Annotated in this window: 7 protein-coding genes; all 7 read right to left on the bottom strand. The window is 37.6% G+C overall.

From position 1 onward, the window contains the following. Window positions 1-265: transposase (locus tag G322_RS0118060; RefSeq protein ID WP_022940831.1), on the bottom strand; the 265-nt coding region annotated here is incomplete at its 3' end. Between the two features lie 437 nt (window positions 266-702). Further along, complete coding sequence (locus G322_RS0118050; protein ID WP_022943089.1) at window positions 703-888, bottom strand: hypothetical protein; 186 nt, start codon at window positions 886-888, stop codon at window positions 703-705. 60 nt (window positions 889-948) lie between these two features. Further along, the gene (locus tag G322_RS0118045; RefSeq protein ID WP_022943088.1) at window positions 949-1,515 is read right to left on the bottom strand and encodes a cache domain-containing protein; all 567 of its coding nucleotides are present in this window, start codon (window positions 1,513-1,515) and stop codon (window positions 949-951) included. Window positions 1,516-1,520: 5 nt separating this feature from the next. Continuing rightward, window positions 1,521-1,802 carry a cache domain-containing protein gene (locus tag G322_RS0118040; RefSeq protein ID WP_022943087.1) on the bottom strand — a complete coding sequence of 94 codons (282 nt, stop codon included), beginning with the start codon at window positions 1,800-1,802 and terminating at the stop codon, window positions 1,521-1,523. 64 nt (window positions 1,803-1,866) lie between these two features. Further along, the gene (gene yccX, locus G322_RS0118035; RefSeq protein ID WP_022943086.1) at window positions 1,867-2,154 is read right to left on the bottom strand and encodes an acylphosphatase; all 288 of its coding nucleotides are present in this window, start codon (window positions 2,152-2,154) and stop codon (window positions 1,867-1,869) included. 171 nt (window positions 2,155-2,325) lie between these two features. Further along, window positions 2,326-3,021, bottom strand: a complete 696-nt coding sequence (locus G322_RS0118030) for a hypothetical protein (protein ID WP_022943085.1) — start codon at window positions 3,019-3,021, stop codon at window positions 2,326-2,328. After that, on the bottom strand, window positions 3,008-3,262 hold the full coding sequence (locus tag G322_RS0118025; RefSeq protein ID WP_022943084.1) for a DUF2960 domain-containing protein: 255 nt from the start codon (window positions 3,260-3,262) through the stop codon (window positions 3,008-3,010). The genes G322_RS0118030 and G322_RS0118025 overlap by 14 nt, the downstream gene beginning before the upstream one ends. Between the last annotated feature and the right edge of the window lie 326 nt (window positions 3,263-3,588).

Genomic DNA, 3,588 nt, shown 5'->3' with positions numbered 1-3,588 from the left:
CAAACGTGCCATTTCTATCGCGAGGAGTGGAGAGTTCAAACTGACCATCCTCTGTCTTTAATGTTTTTAAACTGCACCCATTGCGGTAGTTTTCAACCTCACTTTTTTGGTTCTTTTCATACCCTAAATGTTCATCTAATTCGGCATTGAGAGCCGCTTCAACAGTGATTTTAGTAAGCACTTGCGTAAAGTCTAGGAGGTCTTTTTGAGTCTTTAAGCCTTTTGCGGCTTTAAGAGCGAATGCTTCGATCTCTTCTTTTTTCATAATTACCTATTCCTTAATATGATTAAGTTAATGATAGGTAATTACACAGATTTTAGGACAGGGTCAATAGTCTGCGCTTTCATATTCTATTTTCGGGAGTGCAACGTTAGTTTCATCTTTTTACTGAGAGAGCTAAAACACTAACTCTTGTACACAGATTCTTAATATTAACTAAAGTAGCACTTGGACGTAGGACTTGTGTACAAGAGGCATAGCTAAAACAGCACTTCCGAATAATTATCTATATTGTAAAACGCTCGATGCGTTTATCAACATCCTGTGAAAGTGCCTTCACGTTTAAACTTTCAGCTTTAGTTTGCTCACTCACTTGCTCTGTTTCTACTTAAATATCACTTATACTCACCATCGCACGTGCAACCTCTTCCGCCACCGTGGCTTGCTCGGTTGTCGCTGTAGCAATTTTCTCGGTCATCTCATTAATATGCGCAACATGCAACACCACCTAATTTAAGCTTTTCATCCGTACTTGCAGCCGCTTCAATGGTTTTACTGGCCGCCTCTTTACCTGTGTCTGAGGCTGTTTGCGAAAGTGACTGTAGTCTCTCAATAATTTTTTGAATTTCAACCGTTGAATCTTGAGTACTGTGTGCAAGACTTCGCACATCTGTTCAATAGCACTCACGACCGTTTGAATTTCTTGTGTCTGTTTATTAACACCACGGTTAGTTTGTTGCGCAATCACCGCAGAGGCTATCGGATGCCGAGATTAAATCATAAGAAGGGCTAGAAAGCTTGGTAAGCAGGTTATGAAACTCAGTTAGCATTGAATTAATTGATTTACTTAACAGGCCTAACTCATCATCTTTGCTGATGTTAAGGCGCCACGTCATATCAGTCGCTTCTACCTTTGCCATTACCTTTTGAATACGCATCATCGGCGAGATAACCGCAGTGATAATCTGCCAAGCGATAAAGGCAAGTCCTGCAATAACAAGGCTTACAATAATGGTCATCTCAATAATATTATTGGCCACTTTTCCATGGACATCACTGATATAGATACCCGTACTCACAACAATATTCCATGGTTTAAAGTACAGAGAATAAGAGCGTTTATCTTCGGCTACGCCACCCGCAACACGTTGAAATTGATATTGTGTGCCACCACGGTCAGCAAACTCTCTGCTACCATTGTAGATATCTTGGTAAACATAACGGCCATTCGCATCTTTTACATGGGTAACACGGCCCCCTGTCTTTTTACCTTTTAATGTTGCTTTTAACACCATGTCGGTTATGAAATAAAAAAATAACCGCTACCACTGTATTGCATCTCTTGTGGTATGAGATAAAACGCAGTTTGCGCCCCCTCTTGCATTAACTCATTTCTGACCACTTTTTGTTGATAGGACTTTAAAATTCCCTTTACCGTTTCAATTTGTACTTTTAACTGTATTTTCCGATCTTTATACATCTCCTCTGGTAATAAAGAGATACCGCTATAACCAATAAATAAAATAGATAACAGCGAAAATACGACGAAAGAATAGACTTTTTGCTTAAGAGTAAATGACACTTAATAATTCATTTTTTATAAGGTGTGCCAACTTTACAATTAAATTAGATTGATAAACAGGCACTCAAAGGCATAAAAAGCCATCTTTATGAATATATAGGATTTCGGTCACCTTAACATCATCAACAGTAGATGTTTTAGGGCCATTCACTAACCATTTCAAAAGTACCCGTAGCTGCGCTTCATGACCAAACATCAACACCTCTACGTTGCCATTATTTAAATTTTTAGCATGTCCATAAACACCTAATTTATTAGCCTCTTTTGCGGTAAAATAACGAAATCCTACCCCTTGAACACGACCAGAAACAATCGCCCTATAACCTATGTGATCCACTTTATGTTCTCTCATGCAAGCTACTTTCCTTATTCCTTTATGAACTAAAAATCAAACCAATTATAATTCCCAGTTATATACCAAAATAGATTAAAACTCAAAAAATCACTTTAAATTGAATAAACAATAAGATGCAGAATATTTTTATAGTATTAATGAAACCGTTTCTTTAACTTTACAAAAATACTATTTTGGGGAAAATGTAGGTCTTAACTGTGACCAAGGAAGTGCTAACCAGCGATCTGGCAGAGGCCACTCTTCAGGCACAACCGTTAACGGGTAAGTTGCTGATAGCGCAACACCATCACCCGTAAAAACGTATTCAAGATAGTGATCACAACAAGGTGCTTTACTCAGTGTTAGTTTTTTTTGAACCAAAAACGCATGATTAACATCATCTTGGCTTTGGTAGTCGTAGATAACAAAAACCGCCTGCTCAGATATCTTTAAAAAATAGATAAACCCGCCCAATTCAGGCACTTGAAAGCGACACAAGTCATGCACAAAATAGCTTTCATCCTCCACTTGCGCACATTGAATATCTTGCAAAATAAGAGGGTAAGGGTTTTCCCACTCTGCCAGCCATTTTTTAGTGCTAAACAGCGCATAACAGCCCGTTGTAAAAATTAAGACTTCCTTAAGCATGGGTAGGTTTAAAAGAGAAGAGAGCATCGTACTGTAATGGGCGAGGTAACTAAACAATCCACTTGCAAGTAATAAACCCAATAAAGAAAACCCCCACAAAACCAATACATTTAATATTGCTTTTAAATAACGCTTGCGAGGTCTCACTGCTTTTTTTAAAAGATGATGTAAATAATCAAGCTCATTAACTGTGCTAGCCCTTGTGGTGCTAGCAACAATCAGATCATTTTTTTTCATCTTCATCACGTACAAATTTTATGTCCGAAAAGCCCATGTTTGTAAATTCAGTTTTACGATGATTTTTTAATATCCCCTGACCACGACAACTCATTGCCAACTGTTTTTCCATCGCAAGAAACTGCGTAAGATCGATTCCTTCGGCTTCTGCAACCGCTTCATAAATATCATGGTGAACCGCATAAGAGAATTGCATTGTTTTACGCTTTTTTTTAAAAATATAGGTAACTTGACGTGCCATTTTTAATCCTTTTAGATTATCTGATGTTGAAAAAGGTCATGTTACCGCAAGCGTAGCAGTCAGCAAGGAAAATTATTATCAAAGTGATGAATGTTTTAAAAAGGTAATTTTAACTAAAAAAATACGGTCACTTTACTGTTATCAGGGCAATCACGGTATTAAGCAGATAAGTAGCACTTTAGAGGAAAATATCAGCTGTCGTTTATTAACTGAAGCATTTATACCAATCCACATAAGTATCTGATCTATCTTGTTGGTTAAAATAATAAATAGCGACGTTGCATTCAATCGCAATAGCTAGCTATTACTCAATCATGCGCCTTGCT

It is taken from the genome of Psychromonas hadalis ATCC BAA-638 (genome assembly GCF_000420245.1).
Taxonomy (GTDB): domain Bacteria; phylum Pseudomonadota; class Gammaproteobacteria; order Enterobacterales; family Psychromonadaceae; genus Psychromonas; species Psychromonas hadalis.
Note: the sequence above shows the minus strand (reverse complement) of the source record. Positions and strands in the feature narration are given on the sequence as shown.